15 protein-coding genes, 4 tRNA genes and 1 other RNA gene are annotated in these 18,838 nt (G+C 48.3%); 10 read left to right on the top strand and 10 right to left on the bottom strand.

What is annotated here, in order from left to right; translation table 11 throughout:
- Positions 1 to 75: 75 nt before the first annotated feature.
- The 7 genes from gcvP to SD53_RS07375 form a co-directional block, all read right to left on the bottom strand.
- On the bottom strand, positions 76 to 2,967 hold the full coding sequence (gene gcvP, locus SD53_RS07405) for an aminomethyl-transferring glycine dehydrogenase (RefSeq protein WP_046519587.1): 2,892 nt from the start codon (positions 2,965 to 2,967) through the stop codon (positions 76 to 78).
- Between the two features lie 293 nt (positions 2,968 to 3,260).
- A complete protein-coding gene (gene gcvH / locus SD53_RS07400) occupies positions 3,261 to 3,650 on the bottom strand; it encodes a glycine cleavage system protein GcvH (RefSeq protein ID WP_046519586.1) in 390 nt (129 codons plus the stop codon).
- Positions 3,651 to 3,894: 244 nt separating this feature from the next.
- On the bottom strand, positions 3,895 to 4,974 hold the full coding sequence (gene gcvT, locus SD53_RS07395; RefSeq protein ID WP_046519585.1) for a glycine cleavage system aminomethyltransferase GcvT: 1,080 nt from the start codon (positions 4,972 to 4,974) through the stop codon (positions 3,895 to 3,897).
- 415 nt (positions 4,975 to 5,389) lie between these two features.
- Positions 5,390 to 6,595, bottom strand: coding sequence for an FAD-dependent monooxygenase (locus SD53_RS07390; protein ID WP_046519584.1), 1,206 nt, complete (start codon positions 6,593 to 6,595; stop codon positions 5,390 to 5,392).
- Between the two features lie 11 nt (positions 6,596 to 6,606).
- A complete protein-coding gene (ubiH, locus tag SD53_RS07385) occupies positions 6,607 to 7,854 on the bottom strand; it encodes a 2-octaprenyl-6-methoxyphenyl hydroxylase (protein WP_046519583.1) in 1,248 nt (415 codons plus the stop codon).
- The gene (gene pepP, locus SD53_RS07380) at positions 7,854 to 9,182 is read right to left on the bottom strand and encodes a Xaa-Pro aminopeptidase (protein WP_046519582.1); all 1,329 of its coding nucleotides are present in this window, start codon (positions 9,180 to 9,182) and stop codon (positions 7,854 to 7,856) included. Before pepP ends, ubiH begins: the two co-directional genes overlap by 1 nt.
- A gap of 12 nt (positions 9,183 to 9,194) precedes the next feature.
- Complete coding sequence (locus tag SD53_RS07375; protein WP_241481771.1) at positions 9,195 to 9,803, bottom strand: UPF0149 family protein; 609 nt, start codon at positions 9,801 to 9,803, stop codon at positions 9,195 to 9,197.
- Between the two features lie 75 nt (positions 9,804 to 9,878).
- Between SD53_RS07375 and SD53_RS07370 the strand changes: the two genes are divergently transcribed.
- The 5 genes from SD53_RS07370 (at position 9,879) to serA (ending at position 13,113) form a co-directional block, all read left to right on the top strand.
- Entirely contained in the window at positions 9,879 to 10,184 is a 306-nt protein-coding gene (locus SD53_RS07370; protein WP_052749295.1) for a cell division protein ZapA, read from the top strand.
- 26 nt (positions 10,185 to 10,210) lie between these two features.
- Positions 10,211 to 10,394: non-coding RNA, 6S RNA (gene ssrS / locus SD53_RS18190), on the top strand.
- A 98-nt stretch (positions 10,395 to 10,492) separates the two neighbouring features.
- Positions 10,493 to 11,083, top strand: a complete 591-nt coding sequence (locus SD53_RS07365) for a 5-formyltetrahydrofolate cyclo-ligase (RefSeq protein WP_046519580.1) — start codon at positions 10,493 to 10,495, stop codon at positions 11,081 to 11,083.
- Between the two features lie 114 nt (positions 11,084 to 11,197).
- Complete coding sequence (gene rpiA, locus SD53_RS07360) at positions 11,198 to 11,854, top strand: ribose-5-phosphate isomerase RpiA (protein WP_046519579.1); 657 nt, start codon at positions 11,198 to 11,200, stop codon at positions 11,852 to 11,854.
- A gap of 32 nt (positions 11,855 to 11,886) precedes the next feature.
- Positions 11,887 to 13,113 (top strand): phosphoglycerate dehydrogenase, encoded by a 1,227-nt coding sequence (gene serA / locus SD53_RS07355; RefSeq protein ID WP_046519578.1) that lies wholly within the window; start codon positions 11,887 to 11,889, stop codon positions 13,111 to 13,113.
- Positions 13,114 to 13,397: 284 nt separating this feature from the next.
- Here serA and SD53_RS07350 read toward each other — a convergent pair whose 3' ends face one another.
- Together SD53_RS07350 and gltX are read right to left on the bottom strand one after the other, a co-directional pair.
- The gene (locus SD53_RS07350; RefSeq protein WP_046519577.1) at positions 13,398 to 14,177 is read right to left on the bottom strand and encodes a DUF481 domain-containing protein; all 780 of its coding nucleotides are present in this window, start codon (positions 14,175 to 14,177) and stop codon (positions 13,398 to 13,400) included.
- Between the two features lie 242 nt (positions 14,178 to 14,419).
- On the bottom strand, positions 14,420 to 15,832 hold the full coding sequence (gene gltX / locus SD53_RS07345) for a glutamate--tRNA ligase (RefSeq protein WP_046519576.1): 1,413 nt from the start codon (positions 15,830 to 15,832) through the stop codon (positions 14,420 to 14,422).
- A 184-nt stretch (positions 15,833 to 16,016) separates the two neighbouring features.
- Here gltX and SD53_RS07340 point away from each other — a divergent pair.
- The 5 genes from SD53_RS07340 to SD53_RS07320 all read left to right on the top strand — a co-directional run bounded on the left by SD53_RS07340 (position 16,017) and on the right by SD53_RS07320 (position 18,386).
- Positions 16,017 to 16,092 (top strand) — tRNA-Val (locus tag SD53_RS07340).
- 57 nt (positions 16,093 to 16,149) lie between these two features.
- Positions 16,150 to 16,225: transfer RNA gene (locus SD53_RS07335), tRNA-Val, on the top strand.
- 21 nt (positions 16,226 to 16,246) lie between these two features.
- Positions 16,247 to 16,322, top strand: a tRNA-Val gene (locus SD53_RS07330).
- Between the two features lie 23 nt (positions 16,323 to 16,345).
- Positions 16,346 to 16,421 (top strand) — tRNA-Val (locus SD53_RS07325).
- A 348-nt stretch (positions 16,422 to 16,769) separates the two neighbouring features.
- Positions 16,770 to 18,386 (top strand): tetratricopeptide repeat-containing response regulator, encoded by a 1,617-nt coding sequence (locus SD53_RS07320; protein ID WP_046519575.1) that lies wholly within the window; start codon positions 16,770 to 16,772, stop codon positions 18,384 to 18,386.
- Here the strand turns inward: SD53_RS07320 and SD53_RS07315 are convergent.
- Positions 18,383 to 18,838 (bottom strand): DUF2919 family protein, encoded by a 456-nt coding sequence (locus tag SD53_RS07315; protein ID WP_046519597.1) that lies wholly within the window; start codon positions 18,836 to 18,838, stop codon positions 18,383 to 18,385. The two genes, SD53_RS07320 and SD53_RS07315, sit on opposite strands and share 4 nt — an antisense overlap.

Raw genomic sequence — 18,838 nt, 5'->3', positions numbered from 1 at the left:
TTTTTTCGTTAAAGGAGTCCGACTTACTTGCTATAGTTTCGGATACCTAGTTGTCGTTAGACAAAAAAATTTCAATTACCGATAATCTTCCGGACTAGGGCAAGCACACATCAGGTTGCGGTCGCCGTATACGTCGTCGATACGGGTGACTGTTGGCCAGAATTTGTTTTCTGCCACGTACTGTGCAGGGAATGCAGCGTACTGACGCTCGTATGGGCGGTCCCAGCTTGGGTCGAAAATATCTTCCATCGTATGAGGTGCGAAATGCAGTGGGTTGTTGTCTGCAGTCCACTCCCCTGCTTCTACCTTGGCAATTTCATTGCGAATAGAAGTCATGGCGGTGATAAATTTGTCCAGCTCTACTTTGCTTTCAGACTCAGTAGGCTCGATCATCAGCGTGCCGGCTACCGGGAATGACATAGTTGGGGCGTGGAAGCCGTAGTCCATTAAACGTTTGGCGATGTCCATTTCGGTCACGCCAGTTTTTTCTTTGAGTGGACGCATGTCGATAATACATTCGTGCGCTACGCGGCCGTTGGTACCTACGTACAGCACCGGGAAGTGTTCGCCCAGTTTTTTCGCCATGTAGTTGGCGCTTAAAATCGCCATTTCAGTGGCTTGACGTAAACCGTCGCCACCCATCATTTTGATGTACATCCAGCTAATAGGCAGAATGCCTGCGCTACCAAATGGTGCTGCAGATACTGCACCGTTGTCCTGGCCTGTGCCTTCAATTTTCACAACAGAGTGGTTTGGCATAAACGGCGCCAATTGTTTCTTCACGCCAATTGGACCCATACCTGGGCCGCCACCGCCGTGAGGAATACAGAAGGTTTTGTGCAGGTTTAAATGCGATACGTCAGCACCGATAAAGCCAGGAGAAGTAATACCTACCTGAGCGTTCATGTTGGCGCCGTCCATATACACCTGGCCACCGTGGGCGTGAATGATGTCACACAGCTCGCGGATAGACTCTTCAAACACACCGTGGGTCGACGGGTAAGTCACCATAATGGCGGCTAACTTGTCAGATACAGCTTCGGCTTTGGCTTTTAAATCGGCCATGTCGATGTTGCCGCTCTTGTCGCAATCCACCAGTACCACTTCAAAGCAAGCCATAGCTGCTGTGGCAGGGTTAGTACCGTGCGCAGACACAGGAATTAAACACACATTACGGTGTGAATCGCCGCGGCTTTCGTGGTATTTACGAATAGCGATCATACCGGCGTATTCGCCCTGAGCACCTGAGTTGGGCTGCATAGACACAGCGTCGTAGCCAGTGATGTCGACTAACCAGTTGGCCAGCTCGCCAATCATTTGGTAGTAACCTTCGGCCTGATCGCGTGGCACGAAAGGGTGCAAGGAACCAAATTCTGGCCAGGTCACAGGGATCATTTCGGCCGTAGCGTTTAACTTCATGGTGCACGAACCTAAAGAAATCATCGAGTGGTTCAGTGCTAAGTCTTTGTTTTCCAGCTTTTTAATATAACGCAGCATTTCAGTTTCACTGTGGTACTGGTTAAAGACCGGGTGCGTTAAGTACTTAGAAGTACGAACTAAGTCAGCAGGAATAGAGTTGGAGCCTTTAGCAACTATGTCAGCGTCTAACTTAGTCACGTCTAAGCCATGGCCAGCGCCCAGAACTATGTCAAACAACTGAGCGATGTCAGAAGCACTTGTCAGTTCGTTAAAGCTTACGCTTAAGCTCTCGCTGATATCAGTACGTAAGTTCACTTCAGCGGCGATGGCGCGAGCTACCACAGCGGCGCGGTCAGCCACTTTAAAGGTCACAGTATCGAACCAGGTGTTGTGAACTAATGATACGCCTTTGGCTTGCAGGCCAGCGGCAAATACGTCAGCAGAACGGTGAATACGTTCAGCGATGTTTTTCAGGCCTTCAGGGCCGTGGTACACAGCGAAGAAAGACGCCATGTTGGCCAGCAATACCTGTGCAGTACAGATGTTGGAGTTAGCTTTTTCACGACGGATATGCTGTTCACGGGTTTGCATGGCCATACGCAAAGCCTGATTACCACGACGGTCTTTCGACACACCTATGATACGGCCTGGCATAGAACGTTTGTAATCGTCACGGGTAGCGAAGAATGCTGAGTGTGGGCCACCAAAAGCCATAGGCACACCAAAACGCTGGGCAGAACCTAGCACTACGTCTGCACCTAGCTCGCCTGGAGATTTTAATAACAGTAAGCTCATCATGTCGGCTGCTACTGCAACTACGGCTTTTTTCGCCTGCAGCGCTGCAATCAGACCGCTGTCGTTACGCACTTCACCCGTCGTTGAAGGGTATTGTAATAAAGCACCAAACACGTCGTGGTTTACTGCGTCAGTGGCTTTGCCAATGATCACGTCAAAACCAAACATTTCCGCACGGGTACGCACTACGTCTATCGTTTGTGGGTGTACATCGTCAGCGATAAAGTAGGTATTGGCTTTGCTTTTTGCCACACGTTTGGCCAGCGCCATAGCTTCAGCAGCGGCAGTGGCTTCGTCCAGTAATGAAGCCGATGCCAGCTCCATACCTGTTAAATCTAAAGACACTTGTTGGAAGTTCAGCAGAGCTTCTAAACGGCCCTGAGCAATTTCTGGCTGGTATGGGGTGTACGCAGTGTACCAGCCCGGGTTTTCTAACACGTTACGTAAAATCACGTTTGGTGTCAGTGTTGGGTGGTAGCCCATACCAATGTAGCTTTTGAATAGTTTGTTTTTGCTCGCAGCCGCTTTTAAGTACGCCAGAGCGTCCGCTTCAGTTGTGGCTTCACCAATTGCCAATGGCTTTGGCAGGCGAATGGAAGCAGGCACAGTTTGTGCGATCAGCTCTTCCATGCTGCTTACGCCTAATTCAGCCAGCATAGCTGCTGTTTCGTTAGCGTCCGGGCCTATATGGCGTTGAATAAATTCCTGGTGGTTCGCAAGTTGCGACAGGGTTTTCACAGCTGAAGTGGTCATGCCTTGAAGTTCCTAAATGGTCTTAACAATATGTTGGAGATTACGTGCTGCTCAGGCTTTTGGCCCAGTGGCACCTAATATCCCTGTTGGGGATATGTACCCCCGCCTAACCTTGGTTTTCATACCCTAAGTAATTGATGTTGCAGCGAGGCGGCAAGTGTTTCAGACCCCAGGAGCATAGTTCACTATGTGACTGGGTCTGGAGCACGCAGACAACAAAGCTGCAGCTTCAAGTACGACGGGTAATTAAAAGCCCTGTGCAAACAGGGCTTTATTAAATATTTCCAGTCGACTTATTCAGAATCTACAACGTTCTGATAACCAGCGGCGTCTAATAAGCCTGCCAGTTCAGATTCGTCAGAAATCTTGATTTTGAACATCCAGCCGTCACCGTAAGGTGCGCTGTTCACCAGCTCTGGTGAGTCGTTTAATGCATCGTTGACTGCAACGATTTCGCCAGATACCGGAGCATAGATATCTGATGCAGCTTTTACCGACTCAGCGACTGCAACGTCATCACCCTGAGCAACAGTGTCACCTACGTCTGGTAATTCAACAAATACCATGTCACCTAACAGGTCCTGAGCGTGCTCAGAAATACCTACAGTGAAAACGCCATTGCCTTCGTCACGAACCCACTCATGTGACGGGGCGTACTTTAATTCGTTAGGGATGTTGCTCATTGTTATGTTCCTTGGTGCTGAATGTGTTGTTAATCGCAGTCAGTCTACAAACTGACTCTGGCAAACAACATAGCGAAGCTATGCTTCTGCCGCAAGCTTATGGCCGCCTGCCTTGTTTGTTTATTTTTCAATCAACAGAAAACAAACAAAGCAAGCCGCTGTATCTATACCCAAGTATCTTGATGCTGCGGGGCGGCGACATGGCGCAGTCCATAAAGCCGCAGCTTCAAGTACGACGGGTATATCAGATTACTTTTTTACCCATACGAACAAAGTTAGGTTTTACAACTTTGACCTGAACCAGTTTGCCACGGATATCTACTTCGGCTGTGTCGCCAGTTGAAGCTGGAACACGGGCCATCGCAATACTAAAACCTAAAGTAGGTGAGAAAGTACCAGAGGTAATTTCACCTTCGCCGCCTTCAGTTACCACTTTCTGGCCGTGACGTAATACGCCTTTTTGTTCCATCACTAAGCCCACCAGCTTCATAGTGCCAGCGGCTTTTTGTTGTTCCAGTGCTGCGCGGCCAATAAAGTTACGGTCGCTTGGTTCCCATGCAATGGTCCAGCCCATGTTGGCGGCCAGCGGAGATACAGTTTCGTCCATATCCTGACCGTACAGGTTCATACCGGCTTCTAACCGTAAAGTGTCACGCGCACCTAAACCAGCAGGTTTTACTCCAGCGTCCAGCAGTTTTTGCCAGAAGTCAGCGGCTTCTTCGTTAGGTAATGAAATTTCGTAGCCGTCTTCGCCTGTGTAGCCTGTCGTGGCAATAAACAAAGAACCGGCCTGCACACCAAAAAATGGCTTCATGCCAGCCACTGCAGCTTTTTGCTGTTCGGTTAATACAGTGGCAACTTTGGCTTTGGCTTGCGGGCCTTGCACAGCAATCATGGCAAACTCTGGGCGCTCGGTGACTGTGACGTTGTAGGCTGCGGCTTGCTGGTTGATCCAGGCCAAGTCCTTTTCGCGGGTGGCAGAGTTCACCACTAAACGGAAGAAGTCCTCGGCCAGGAAATACACTATTAAATCGTCAATCACGCCACCGGCTTCGTTTAACATGCCGCTGTATAAGGCTTTGCCTGGCACAGTCAGTTTATTGACGTCGTTAGCGAGTAAATAACGCAGGAAGTTACGGGTGTTTGGCCCTTTCAGGTCAACGATTGTCATGTGAGAGACGTCGAACATACCAGCGTCCTGGCGGACATTGTGGTGTTCTTCAATTTGTGAACCGTAGTTCAGCGGCATATCCCAGCCGTGAAAGTCCACCATTTTTGCACCACATTCGACATGCTTGGCGAATAATACTGTTTTTTGGGCCATCTGTTTTTCCCCAGTTTTTTACCGTCGTATTTGAAGCTACTTGGGTAACTATGCTGCCGAAGCAGTCAACTAATTCTGGCCTGCGCTGCTGGAGCTTTTCAGGCCGCGTGAACAACAGGAACTTGTCATTGGTTTGTTTTACCCTTCTTACTTGCAGCCGCAGCTTTGTTGACCGCGCTCTTTCGCCCCAATCACATAGGGCAACTATGCTCATGGGTCTCGCTCGCTTGCCGCCGCGCTGCAACTGCAATTAATTTGGGTAACGTAGGCGTTATAACCAAATGACATTTTTAAGATGAGCTGGATTATAACCGAAGGCATCAGAGGCCAACAGCCCCTTTTGGATTAGATTTAATAATGCGAATGGCAAGGTTAGAGCCAATAACCCTGCCATTTTAGGTCTTTTAATAGCCTGTTATTTGACTGTAGGGCGCGCCCGCTGCGGGAGATCGCCGGAATCCCCCAAAGCCGCTGCCATTATTTTTTGTTTTACGAAAGGTAGTTTGTCGGTAAGCTTCATTCCCACACCGCGAACTAATTTCAGCAGCGGGTTTTGGCGGCCAAAGCCTTGTTTAAAGGCTTCCATAGCGGCGATCAGAGTTTGAGCTTCCGCCTTACGCCAGCGCTCGTAATTTCGCAGCATACGTTGTTCATTCACAGGTTTTTGTGCGCTAATTTGCTGATCTATTAGTTCTGCTAATGCGGCAACGTCCATTAAACCCAGGTTCATACCCTGCCCCGCCAGCGGGTGAATGGTGTGTGCAGCGTCGGCCACCAGCACAGTTTTATTCAGTACCCATTCGCTGGCATAACGCATTTTTAGCGGATAACTGCTGAGGTCCGACTCAAGCTGCAGTAATCCAAGCACAGCATTGCTGGCTGCCGTTAAGGCTTTATTAAATTGCTGGGCTGGCATAGCTTGCAGTTCAGCGGCCTGCTCCGGGCTGGTACTCCAGACAATAGAAACCAGATGCGGGTCTGCCAATGGCAATAACGCCAGCGGGCCTGTGGGTAAAAACACCTGTCGGGCACAGCGTTGATGCGGCTCGCTGGTACGAACTTGTGCCACCAAAGCCTGATGCTGGTAATCCCAAAAAGCGATAGGCATGTGCAATTGCTGGCGGACAAAAGAGTGAGCACCATCGGCTGCCACCAGCAGTTTGCACAGCATTGGCCCCTGGCCTTCAAGCGTTAACAGGTTTTGCTGTTCACTATTGCTGATGTTTTGAATACGGCTTTGAAACAGGCAACTGACATTGGTTTTAGTTTGCAGTTTGTTGTAGAGCGCAGCACGTAGCTGCTCGTTATCGACAATAAAGCCCAGTTCATCACAACCTTGCTCCAAAGCAGAAAACTCAATGCGACCAAAACTATCGGCTTCCCATACCTTCATATCGGTATAAGGCGCGGCTGAGGTTAAGTCCTGCCAAACACCTAACTGACTCAATAAACGTTTTGACGCCTGATTCAGCGCGCTGACCCGCTGTAAGCTGGGTGTGACCAGCTCTGGCGCTGGGCCTTTATCCAGCACAGCAATTTTAAGCGGCAAGTCGGCAAGCAATAAGGCCAGGGTTAAACCAGCACTGCCTGCGCCTACTATTGATACGTCATATTCCTGCATAATTCTCTCTGTTAAGCGCGAGTCAAAAGCGCCTTTAACTGGCGAATAGAATTCAGTCCCATGGCTTGATTGGCCACCACTTGTTTTAATTCAGGACAAAGGTTTAAGGCAAGCAACCCTGTATTGCGGCCAAGCGCCATCAGGCGGGATCTATTGGAAAATAGCCGTACTAAAGAGTCGGTATACAAAATCACTTGCTGCATGTCTGGTAAACGCGCCTGCTGATAGGCTGTGGTGAGCGCATAACAACCCGCGTCAGTCTGATGTTTTTGCAGCAATAAAGTTAAGCTGTAAATGTCGCGAATCGCCAGATTAAACCCCTGCCCTGCAATAGGATGCAGATTATGCAAACTGTTGCCTACAAGCACAGTACGATGGCGCGAAGCCTCAGTGGCCCGTTTTAAACTTAACGGATACACCACCCGCTGACCGACAGTTTTAAACACACCAGCCCTGTGGCCTGCGGCTTGTTGCAATGCCGCTAAAAACTCGGCATCGGTTTGCTGTACATGCTGTGCTGCTTGTTCAGGCGTTAAAGTCCAGACCAGCGAATAACGCTGCCGGGTTAACGGCAATAGCGCGAGTGGCCCTGTTGGCGTAAAACGTTCAAAAGCTTTGTGTTGATGCGAGTCGGCCACACCTATATTGGCGATCAGCGCATGCTGCTGATAATCATCAGATTTCAGCTCAAAACCCGCTAAAGTGCGGCTGGGAGATAGCCCGCCTTCAGCGATGACTAACAACTTGCTTTGCAGTTGTGCGCCACTTTTCAGACTGATGTGCTGTAGTTCTGCGGTCGGATTGAGTGCGTCAATCGCATCGCTGTAAAACCAGCTTAAGCGGCCCTGTGCGGTGAAGGCTTTCAGTTTTTGCCACAGCACTTCGCCTATGGCTTCGACTTCAATCACCTGGCCTAAAGCCGACAACTGATAATCGGCGGCATTTAAGTAGGTTTTACCAAAATGGCCCCGGTCAGAGATATGAATATGTTTAATCGCACAGCCACTTGGCTGCAACTCCTGCCATAAACCCCATTGCTGCAACAGCTCTACACTGCCATGCGCCAGGGCGATGCTGCGGCTATCAAAGCTGGCTTTGGAAGGTTGCTCGTCCTTACCAAGCTCTGAACTCTGCTCCACAATGGCCAGCTTTAATCCGGGGTTTTGACAAAGCAGCACATAAGCCAGCAGTGATCCGGCCATACCACCGCCTGCGATCACCAGATCCAAAGCTTGTTCTGCACTGTGATTGTCAGACATCAATCCATCCTGTTTTCGCTGTGGCTCTGTGCCATTAAGGCTTCGATTTCAGCGATTTCTTTGGGAACTGACTCGGTTAAATTATCGTGACCTAGGGCTGTCACCAGTACATCATCCTCAATCCGCACCGCCAGGCCCCACCACTTCGGATCACAAGGCGAGCCGGTGGGGATATACAAACCCGGCTCTATGGTTAACACCATCCCAGGTGCAAAAGGCCGCTCTTCACCAGCCAGTTTGTAAGCGCCAACATCATGCACATCCAGCCCTAACCAGTGGCCTAAACCATGGATAAAATAGGCTTTGCAGGCGTTGTCTTTCAAAAGCTGCTCCAGCTCGCCCTGTAAAATGCCTAATTCCAGTAAACCTTTGGTCAGTTCTAAACAAGCAGCGTCGAGCGCATCTTTAAATGTATTGCCAGGCTTCACCTTCGCACAAGCGGCGTACTGCGCATTCAGTACCACCTGATACACCGCGGCCTGTTCCGTGCTGAATTTGCCGCTGACCGGGAAAGTACGGGTAATATCGGCCGTATAGCCCTGATACTCAGCGCCAGCGTCAATCAGCACTAAATCGCCGTCCTGAAGCTGACTGCTGTTGTCGGTGTAATGCAATATACAGCCGTTTTCACCTGCACCTACTATGCAGTTATACCCAGGAAAACGCGCGCCGTGCATCGCAAACTCATGCAAAATAGCAGCTTCGAGCTGATATTCCCACACACCGGCTTTGGCCTCTTGCATCGCTCTTTTATGCGCTTTAGCACTGATACTGCCTGCTTTACGCATCAGCTTTATTTCGTGTTCATCTTTAAACAAACGCATTTCAGCCGTCACAGGCCGTAAATCCTGCTGCACTGTAGGTGCCACATAACCCCTTTTTGGATAAAGCCGTAAGGTGGCTAAAGTAGCAGCGACTTTGGCGTCGAATTCAGCATAAGTGCCTTGCGCATAATAAAGCGTAGTTCTTTGATTCAGCGCCTTTAACAGCTCGTTATCCAGCTCTGTTATCGGTAATGCCTCTACACCCAACACGGTTTTGGCTTGCTCCGGCCCTAAACGACGGCCTTGCCAGATTTCCGCCAGTGGGTCTTTCGGGCGGCATAACAGCAAACTGGAGGTAGCGCCGGTGCTGTCTTTGCTGAGGATCAACAACGCATCAGGTTCGTTAAACCCTGTCAGATAAAAGAAGTCACTGTCCTGACGAAATGGATATTCGGTATCACGGCTGCGGGTTAACTCGACTGCGGCCGGAACTAACACCACGCTGTTGTCCGGGATAGATGTAAGCAAGCGCTCACGTCTGGTTTGATGGAGACTCAAATTCATTGCGAAAGGCTCTTAATGCAAAGTTTTATTCTGAACTTCATTTTTGCTGAATTTCAGCCCTACTTCGTTAAAGCAGGTCAGTACCATTAATCGTATATGCTCCAGCACTAAAAAGTACGATTCTTCGTTACTCTCAGCGCTGTTGTCGTCTATGGCAAATACGTCAATTTTGGTGATTTCGGTCAGTTGTTCTATCGCATCTTTGACATCAGCAGAGCACAAGGATAAGTCGTTCTGCTGAATAGCAAAACCTACTAAAAATGACTGGGTCCATTCGACCATAGCTTCCAGCCGTTCTGGCAGTGAATCATCATCGCCTGGCAGCAATAAGGCAAAGGAGTAGTCGGTCTGTGCCAAAGATTCATACGTTTGCACTATTAAATCAGAAATATCTGCTTTAACAGGCGCAGATAAGGCTTGTCCGTCATTTAAGAAGTCGTGCAGAACTGGTAAAATCTTCGCCGGTTCTGCGCTCACTCCCGCACTTAGCAAACCTGCGATCAAACCATGTACCTCGGCGGCCGACGCCATCAGGTAGGATTGATCCAGTAAACTGGTCCAGTGATCGTAAGATTTAAAACTGTCTGTCGTCATAATTTTTCGGCCCAAGCGACTTTTCAAGGCTGCTATCCTACCATTTGCTGGTTCTACCCGCCAACAGATGGACGCCCCAATCGCAGGCCCAAGGGAACTATCATGCATTTACGTAAATTTCGTCCTGTAGACCCACCACCAGCCGAAGCCGTGGTGAAAAAACCTGCTGTTAAACCAGCCGCCAGTACCAAACCTAAACAATTGACGATTTCGGTATTAGGCCGGGTATTAAAAGTCTCCTGCCCTGTGGGTGAAGAACAGCGGCTACAAGCGGCTATTGATGAACTGGAACAGCGGGTCGCCAGTACAAAATTCAAACCCGGTGTACACATGAACGAAGATGTTCTGCTGATGATTGCGTTAAATTTATGCAATGAGCTCGTGGAAGTGAAAAAGAAGGCAGAATAATCAAAAAGCCAGTGTTATACTTACAGTGTTCTCTGGGTTGTTAGTGATTAGGTAGATGTCCCTGAGCCGATAATTGTTTTTTTAAAGGGGCTCTTTTTTGTTGCTTTTGTGCAGGCTCGGCCCGTACCGAGAAGCCTACGGTGACAACTGACTCCCGCCTTGAACCTTAGGTTCAAGGGCTAATACCTGACACGGCAATTCGGAGAACAATTTATTGGATAAATCCTGCGTTGTTAAAACCTCAACTTTGCAGCTAAGCCTTTCTGTTTTATAGTCCCTTTTACCATTCACACTTCAGGTTCAGTGTTTTGACTTCACGCCAACAGCTTCGCAGCCATATTCGTCATTTGCGCCGCTCTTTATCTGCAGAGCAGCAGCATCAGGCCAGTCTGGATTTAGTAAAGCAGTTACTGCCTCGCCCTGAAGTACAACAAGCGCAGCATATCGCTTTGTATCTGACCAATGATGGTGAGCTGGATACCAGCCCCTTGATCCAGGCCCTGTGGCAGCAAGGTAAAAGCCTATACCTGCCATTGTTGCATCCTGTGGTGCAAGGTTATCTGGTGTTTCAGCTTTATACTGCGGCAACAACGTTAAAACCCAATCAGTTCGGCATAGGCGAGCCTGAGCTGAATTGCAGTCTGCTCTGCCCTGTCAGCCAGTTGGATCTGATTTTTACCCCTTTGGTGGCTTTTGACGCTCAAGGTCAACGTTTAGGTATGGGCGGCGGCTTTTATGACAGAACCTTAAGTCAGCTTGAACATTCGTCAGAAAAGCCAGCGCTGATCGGCTTAGCCCATGATTGTCAGCAAGTCGAATCAGTGCCAGTCGAAGCCTGGGATATTCCTCTGCCGGCTATCTGTACTCCCAGCCGTTTTCGTACTTTTAGTGAACAATAAGTAAATACTAAAATTCTTTCTGCTGTTTTGCCTTTTGCCCCTTTTGCCCGATCCCCCTTTTCGGCTACTATCCATCTGTATGGCTAAACGTAGTAAAACAAAAACGGTACCCCAATGACTCAAGATCAGATGAAAAAAGCCGCTGCCTGGGCAGCTTTAGATTATGTAACGACGGGAACTATTGTCGGTGTTGGTACAGGTTCCACTGTGAATCACTTTATTGACGCCCTGGCGACCATCAAAGATCAGATCAAAGGGGCGGTGTCCAGCTCAGTGCAATCCACCGAAAAAATGCGCGCTTTAGGTATTCAGGTACTGGACTTAAACGAGGTAGAAACTTTTGGTGTTTATGTCGATGGTGCAGACGAAATTAACCCGCAAAAGCATATGATTAAAGGTGGTGGCGCAGCCCTTACCCGCGAAAAAATTGTTGCGGCTGTGGCGGAAAAGTTTGTTTGTATTGTCGATCAAACCAAACAAGTCGAAGTGCTCGGCACATTTCCTTTACCTGTGGAAGTGATTCCGATGGCCCGTGCTTATGTGGCGCGTGAGCTGGAAAAATTAGGCGGCCGCCCTGTGTGGCGCGAGCAGGTTGTGACCGACAACGGCAATATTATTTTAGATGTACATGGCCTTCGCATTACAGAGCCAGAACAATTAGAACAACAAATCAACAACCTGGTCGGCGTCGTCACCAACGGTATTTTTGCCCGCCGTGCGGCAGATATAGTTCTGGTAGGAACGGCCGAAGGCACAAAAATCTTAAACTGAATTTAAATTGCAACAAGTTAAAGAGAAGTAAAATGGAAAAATTTTCGCTGCCCAAAGACAAGATCAAGATCCTGTTACTGGAAGGTTTGCACCAAAGTGCGGTGCAAAGCTTTAAGAATCAGGGCTACAGCAACATTGAGTATCTGAAAACCTCTTTGGATGAAGCTGAACTGATTGAAAAAATCCGTGATGTGCATTTTATTGGTATTCGCTCACGTACCCAACTGACTGAAAAAGTGTTGGATGCGGCCACAAAACTGGCAGCAATAGGCTGCTTCTGCATAGGCACCAATCAAGTCGATTTAGACGCTGCGCTGCTACGCGGTATTCCGGTCTTTAACGCGCCTTTTTCCAATACCCGCTCTGTGGCTGAATTGGTGTTAGGCCAGATTATTATGTTGCTGCGGGGTATTCCGGAGCGCAATGCCGCAGCACACCGTGGTATCTGGCAAAAAACGGCAACCCAGTCCTTTGAAGCCCGTGGTAAAACCTTAGGTATTATTGGTTACGGTCATATTGGTACTCAGTTGAGCATCATGGCGGAAAACATCGGTATGCGGGTGCAGTTTTACGATATCGAAGACAAGCTGGTGTTAGGAAACGCCACTCAGGTCGATTTTGGCACTTTGCTAAAAACCTCAGACGTGGTGACTTTGCATGTGCCTGAAACAGCGCAGACCAAAAATATGATCGGCGAAGCTGAATTGGATCTGATGAAACAAGGCAGTATTTTGATCAACGCTTCACGCGGTACTGTGGTCGATATTGACGCTTTAGCGGCCGTGATGAAAGCAAAAAAACTGGCCGGTGCCGCCATTGACGTATTCCCTGTAGAACCGACCAGCAATGATGAAGAATTTATTAGCCCGCTGCGCGAATTCGACAATGTGATCCTGACGCCACATATTGGCGGTTCAACTCAAGAAGCACAGGAGAATATCGGCTTTGAAGTGGCAGGCAAGATGGTGAAATACAGCGACAACGGTTCGACCCTGTCGGCGGTGAATTTCCCTGAAGTATCATTGCCTGAGCACAAAGGCCGTTCACGTTTGCTGCATATCCACAAAAACCAGCCGGGTATGCTGACCAAAATCAACGAAGCTTTTGCTAAGCATGGCATTAACATTTCGGGTCAGTACTTACAAACCAATGCAGAAATTGGTTATGTGGTGATCGATATAGATTCAGTGGATCACGAATTGGCACTGAATGAGTTGAAGGCGATTCCAGGGACATTACGCGCCCGGGTCTTACACTAATCAGCCGTCGTACCTGAAGCCGCAGCTTTGTTGACTGCGCGCTCTCGCCCCAGTCGCATAGGCAACTATGCTCCTGGGGTCTCAATCCCTTGTCGTCGCGCTGCAACTCCAATTACTTAGGCTGATACCCGTCGTACCTGAAGCCGCAGCTTTGTTGACTGCGCGCTCTCGCCCCAGTCGCATAGGCAACTATGCTCCTAGGGTCTCAATCCCTTGTCGTCGCGCTGCAACTCCAATTACTTAGGCTGATCAACAAAGGGAAGCATTGCTGGTCCCCTTTTTCTTTAAAACGAATAAACGATAGAAGCAGCGGTTTCTGAGTCTGTGCTCTTCTTATCCACACCTACATCTGAATCGTATTTGATATTCAGGCTTAAACGCAGTGCCAATTGGTTGCTGATTTGCGCTGTTACCGCGCTACGGCTGGTGTAGCTGGTGTTGTGGCCATCCAAAGAAATGGCATACTCCAGCGTTTGTTTAAACTTACTGGTTTCTGAGAAGTGATACTCAAAGTTACCAGCGGCGTACCAAATCATACCTGAGTTGCTCTCGCCTTCGGATGGTCTGTCATACGCCACACCGGGACCGGTTTCGAAATCAAAATAGTTCTGTCCATCTTCGTACAATCTGTTGGCATAACCGACCGCGATGGAAGATTGTTCACGGAAAGCACCAAAACGATCGTTTAAATAAGCGGCACGGCCAAACAAACTGCTATCTGAGCGGAAAAACTTATAGTTACTTTGTGCGGTAACCCCAACCCGCTGGCCTGTGGTGTTGTCTTCTCTTTCACCCGTGGCGCTGTTGGTTTGAGTGTTGCGTTGTAATAAGGTCTGAATAAAGTATTTGTTACGGAAATCTTCCAGTTCATGTTTTAATTCAGCATTAGTCCGCACTGCTGTCGCTTCGGTATTACCACGACTTAACACGACCCCCACTTCGACATCCCCAGCCCAGGGCGGAATAGTGTTTTCCTCTTCACCATGTTTTAGTTGAAATTCCTGTGCCTGAACAGAAACTGTTGCACACAACAATACCGCTGACAATGCGACGACTAAACGCATCTTGTATAACCCTTCTTAAAAAAATAATAATGATTTTGACAGCTACAAATGAATGCAGCCTTGCTGAAGCAGATTTTGACGCAAGACAGGCGACCCTAAAGGTCGCCGCTACGATTCATAACCAAAGTAATTGGAGTTGTAGCGAGGCGACAAGTGCAGGGGACCCCAGGAGCATAGTGAACCTATGTGACTGGGGCGAGAGCACTTAGTCAACAAAGCTGCAGCTTCAAGTACGAAGGGTATTATTGCTCGTTGGCTCTGTTGCTGATGTACTCCAGCGCCATGCTGATGCGTTTTAACACCCGCTCTTTACCGATCAGAGCAAGCGTTGCATCCAAAGCGGGTGAGTTACCGCCACCTGTAACCGCTACACGTAAAGGCATACCTACTTTGCCCATACCTAAACCTAAACTCTCTGCCGCATCATTGATGGCTTTATGCAACGCCTCCACGGACCAGTCATTCAGTTCAGCCAGTTTAGTCTGAACCGCAACCAGAGGTTCGGCAGCGACCGGACGTAAGTGTTTTTTCGCGGCATTCTCTTCAAACTCGCTGAAGTCTTCGTAGAAATAACGGCTGACTTCCACCAGCTCTTTTAAGGTTTTTACCCGTTCAGCCTGCACTTTCACCAGTTCAGTCAGCGCAGGGCCAGTGCTGATATCCAGTTTCTGCTCTGCGATATGCCAGGCTAAATGGCTGGCAACATAATCCGGCGCAAGAGTTTTCATGTAATGCTGGTTTAACCAAATCAGCTTGTCGGTGTTAAAGGCCGAAGGCGCGCGGTTACAGTTGCTTAAATCAAACAACTCAACCAGCTCCTCTTTGCTGAAAATTTCCTGATCGCCATGCGACCATCCCAACCGCACTAAGTAGTTGATTAAAGCTTCTGGCAGGAAACCATTGTCACGGTATTGCATCACACCCACAGCGCCATGACGCTTGGATAAACGTTTACCATCATCCCCTAAAATCATTGGCACATGAGCATACTTCGGAATGTCGGCACCTAAAGCCGCCAGAATATTCATCTGACGTGGAGTGTTGTTGACATGGTCGTCACCACGAATCACGTGCGTAATACCCATTTTCCAGTCGTCCACCACCACCGTCAGGTTATAAGTGGGCGTGCCGTCACTGCGGGCAATAATTAAATCGTCCAGCTCCGCATTGGCAATCTCAATCCGGCCTTTGATTAAATCGTCAATCACCACCACACCATCCAGCGGATTTTTAAAACGAATGACATAAGGTTTATCTGTAGGATGGTCAGTACGGTCGCGCCACATGCCGTTGTACTTTGGTTTTTCACCGGCCGCCATTTGCGCTTCACGCATGGCGTCGACTTCTTCTACAGTACAGAAGCATTTGTAAGCTTTACCTTCAGCCAAAAGCTGAGCCACAACTTCTTTATATAAATCAAAGCGTTTTGTTTGATAATAAGGACCGTCGTCGTAATCCAGACCTAACCATTTCATCCCTTCTAAAATGGCGTCGACAGATTCCTGTGATGAACGCTCTAAATCTGTGTCTTCAATACGCAGAATAAAAGTACCGCCGGTTTTACGTGCATGCAGCCAGCTATACAACGCTGTGCGGGCGCCACCAACGTGCAGATAACCTGTAGGGCTTGGCGCGAAACGAGTAACTATAGACATAACAAATCCACTGAAGGCCAAAAAATTGGGCGCTATTGTACCAATGCAAAGCTGTGATTGCACGGGAGAAGCTCTGATGCGCCAAAAGATTTAACTGTTTACTTTTAAAGCATACGGTTCACAAAGCTAAAAATAGTATTGACACAAAAACCGAGCCCCCTATAATGACCGCCGACCACACGATGGATGCTTAGCTCAGCCGGGAGAGCATCGCCCTTACAAGGCGGGGGTCACTGGTTCGATCCCAGTAGCATCCACCATCTTTTTGAAATTCTCCAAGAGATGATGAAATCGTTGTAGTCCTAGTGTTGTGCCCAGGATGCTTAGCTCAGCTGGGAGAGCACCGCCCTTACAAGGCGGGGGTCACTGGTTCGAACCCAGTAGCATCCACCATATTTTTGTTCTGAATTCCCCGGACGCTTAGCTCAGCTGGGAGAGCATCGCCCTTACAAGGCGGGGGTCACTGGTTCGAACCCAGTAGCGTCCACCATAATTTTCTGTACCAAATCCCCAGGATGCTTAGCTCAGCTGGGAGAGCACCGCCCTTACAAGGCGGGGGTCACTGGTTCGAACCCAGTAGCATCCACCACCATTCTTTACAGAAGCACCGCACTCTTTAGCAAAGACCAAGGCGCACTGGTTTGAACCCAGTAGCATCCACCATCATTCTTTAGCAAAGACCAAGGCGCACTGGTTTGAACCTAGTGGCACCTGCCATCGCTGTCGAAAAATTCTACGTTTTTTTACAACATCAAATCCAGTTAACTGATTGATTCTAATCAGCACGGACAGTGTATTTTTACTATTTTTTCACTTATTTATAAATTCCCCAAAGCAGAAAAATGCTTAGCCTTTGAAATTACGAAAAAAAACTAGAGATTTTTATCACTTTAGTAGCTATATTTGATAGAAATGATAACGGATATCTGCTGCAGGTATGGCTGTAAAACTAAACAAAGACATCCAAATACTGGTGGTTGATGAACAACCTTTAACTCAGAATTATCTGCGTTATGCCCTGGAAACACTGGGCTACAGCAGTTTTACCTATGCAGAAAATTCTGCGGTTGCTTTAACTCAATGCCGCGATAAAACATTTGATTTGATCATTTGCTCCTTTAATTTAAATGGCAAAGATGGTTATCAGCTCTATCAGGAGTTAAAAGCCCGCAATTTGTTTAGTCATAGTACTGGCTTTATTTTTATCAGCGCTGAGACAGATCCAAGCCTGGTGCATAGTGTACTGGAACTGCAGCCAGATGAATTTATGGTGAAGCCATACGCTATTAAAGATTTAAAAGAGCGTATCGACCGCACAGTACAACGTAAAAACTTATTCCGCCCTTTGTATAGCCTGCTGGATCAACACAAAACCGAGCCAGCACTGCGACTGCTGGAGCAATGGTTAGATCAGGGCTATCAGCCGAAATATCACAGTATGCTGCTGAAGCTCAAAGGTGAGATTTTACAGCAAGCAGGCCGCTGGACTGAAAGTGAGCAGTTTTACAGTAGTCTGATCCACAACGGCAACCTGCATTGGGTTAAACTTGGGTTAGCCCGTTGCCTGATCCAACGCGAACGTTTTTCTGAGGCCCAGTCACTACTGCAGCCTTTACTAAACAGGGCCGATTTGAAACTGGCCGCTTTGGATTTATTGGCTGAGATGCATTTACGCCAGCACCTGTACAAAAAAGCCCAGTCAGAACTGCTGCAAGCAGCCGATATGGCGCCACGTAATTTGATGCGGCAACAAAAACTACTCAACCTGTCGCGGTTAACCCATGACTACGAACAGCAATTTAAAGCCGCTAAAGATCTGGTGCGATTTGCCCGTTTTTCGGTGTACGAACAACCGGATTTGTATCTGAATCTGGCGCGTGCTTCGATTGATTATGCCCTAAGTGTGGATGAAGCAGAACAAGCCAACCGTTTATCCAAAGTGGCCAATGAATCGTTAAGCAATATGCGGCAATTATTCCCTGAACAGCACAAAGCCGAACAACAGGCCGTGGTGCAAGCGCGCATTTATTATTTAAAAGATCAGATAGATAAAGCCAAACAGTTATTACTGGCTCTGGATAAAACTCAGGCCACACAAGCACCCGAAGATATTCTGGACAAAGCCAAAGCTTTGCATGAAGTGGGCTTGTTAAGCAGTTCCAGGGAATTGCTGCGGCAACTGCTGCAAGACGAGAACAAGCTGAAAACGCTTGACCCTGTTTTCCTCAGCTATCTGAAACAAGAGCTGAAGGAACGCGAAACCTTGCCTATGGGGCCAAGAGAATTTAACAACAATGCGGTGCTACTGTATGAGCGAGGTCAATGGCATCAGGCCTTAAATGCTTTTATTCAGGCCTTTACGATCATGCCGGGCAATGTGGGTATAGCGCTCAACTTGCTGCAGTCACTGCGCAGCACTGAAAATATCGACCCTGCGATTCAAACTGAGCAACTTCGGTTGCAATGCGAGGTAATGTTATCCAAAGCCAAACTAAATGAAGAGCAGCAAAAACGCTGGCTGCAATTACAGAGCCAGCAGAAAATTGCTATTTAAGGCCACTCTGTCACCACTTGCTTTATAACAGGATTTTTCAGCAGCCACCAAAAGCTCAGTAGCAACAACAAAGGCGAAATCAGTAGCCATGGCGCTTTGAGCATCACATAGTTGGGTAAGTGCGTCAGACTATGCATCAGGTCGGTAGCAACCACAACCAGCATGATCCAGCGGCTTTGACGCCAGACATTAAACCAGCGCCTATGCCCCTGCTCTTTACGCTGACTCAGAGCAGCGACCAGCAAAAGTACGGGGGCACAAATCAGGCAAGCCGTGAGGAAATCATTACTTTTTGGATAGACAGCCGCCAGTAACTTATCACCGCCCTCTGGCATAGTCAGAACCAGGATCCACAACAGGTAAGGCCTGAGCAACAACAGCAACAGGGCATAAAACCGCAGTGGTATTCGTGTCAGGCCATACTTATCCAATAGCGGATAGTTCTGCGACAT

Origin of the sequence: Rheinheimera mesophila, from assembly GCF_000986865.1 — a bacterium.
GTDB classification, from domain to species: Bacteria; Pseudomonadota; Gammaproteobacteria; order Enterobacterales; family Alteromonadaceae; genus Pararheinheimera; species Pararheinheimera mesophila.
Note: the sequence above shows the minus strand (reverse complement) of the source record. Positions and strands in the feature narration are given on the sequence as shown.